1 protein-coding gene is annotated in these 876 nt (G+C 44.2%); it reads left to right on the forward strand.

Going from position 1 to position 876, the window contains the following annotated elements; all coding sequences use genetic code 11:
- The first annotated feature begins 245 nt into the window (after window positions 1-245).
- Entirely contained in the window at window positions 246-743 is a 498-nt protein-coding gene (locus R7E78_RS25340) for a hypothetical protein (RefSeq protein ID WP_015313576.1), read from the forward strand.
- Window positions 744-876: the final 133 nt, after the last annotated feature.

Here is an 876-nt window from a genome sequence, read left to right on the forward strand (position 1 = left end):
TATTCTCTAGATCCGCTACAGAATACAGCTGTTGAGGTTCCAATCTTAGTATTGCCATATCCGCTTCCTTTTTCTTATTGTCGTAACTTGAGTGTAGAGATTATTTGTTTAATTTTAAGTGATTTAGCTTACACCATGGTTTAATCGCACACTTTATGACCATAAAAATGAAAACAATACGCACTTGCAATTGATAATCAATTTCATTTAATATCTTCAGCAAATCAACTTTTGTGGAGATGGACATGAATATTGAGCAATGCTGGATGCGCTATTTGAAAGCGGAGCAATTGATGGAGCAAGGCCATTGGCCAGAAGCTCATCGCTTATACGAAGATGTGCTCAATCACTTGCCTAGCCATATCCATAAGGCGCTAGAGAATGACCTTACCAAGCCTTGCCAATTTGTGTGTCTGGTCAGCGGATTACGCGATGCGAGCGTGGCGCAATCTGAGATCCTCAACAAATTGGGATTACAGCGCGACGCATTTTCAGCCCTCAACCAAACTTATGCGCTGTTCCAATTTTTGCAACTTGAAAGCCATGAGCTGATTGAGCGTGTTGGCCACCTACTCGGCCAGCAAAGTGAGGACTTACTTGCACACATGGCCGCATTTTGCTCTGCGCAGCGCAATGCTCAATGGATGATAGAGCTGGACCATGTCACTCGCGCCCATGAACAGTTTTTGCATTTACAGGCGATGAGCTCAGCAGAAGCGGTTGCTCCCCACCTCTACAACTAATGAGTACCAGAGCAATGGAAAGCAGCAGGAATTCAGCGCCATCACCATTGCTCTAGGTTTATTTGCTATATCAAACACAAGGATACGGGATGTCTTCTCAAACCAGTCTTTCGGTGAACAACTTGTCTGTCAG

The organism is Vibrio sp. YT-19(2023) (assembly GCF_033337395.1).